We start from the raw sequence: 339 nt of genomic DNA, 5'->3' as shown, positions 1-339 counted from the left end.
CCTGGCAATGTCCTACTTTCACATAGCAAATGCTACACTATCATCGGCGCTGTTTCGTTTCACTACTGAGTTCGGCATGGGGTCAGGTGGGTCCAAAACGCTATTGTTACCAAGCAAATTTGGTGCAAAGGAGTAATGACAAAGCACGTAGTGCTTACATTTCCTTTGCGCAAGGTGCCTCAACTTTAACGCTACGCGCTAAGAGTCACCTTATAAATTTGGAATTCTGATAATAAAAGTTTTCAGTAAATCTACTTTAGTCTATTAACTTCTTGCGCTATCAACTATCACATAAAACGCGTTTGGCGTTGTATGGTTAAGCCTCACGGGTAATTAGTA

At 41.3% G+C, this 339-nt stretch carries 1 rRNA gene; it reads right to left on the bottom strand.

Features of this window, described 5'->3' with window-relative positions:
• A 5S ribosomal RNA gene (rrf, locus tag H5232_RS23765) occupies window positions 1-114 on the bottom strand; the annotation flags it as partial.
• Window positions 115-339 lie beyond the last annotated feature (225 nt).

Source organism: Pseudoalteromonas sp. SG41-5, from assembly GCF_014164495.1.
GTDB classification, from domain to species: domain Bacteria; phylum Pseudomonadota; class Gammaproteobacteria; order Enterobacterales; family Alteromonadaceae; genus Pseudoalteromonas; species Pseudoalteromonas rhizosphaerae.
This window is presented reverse-complemented; position numbering and strand designations above follow the sequence as displayed.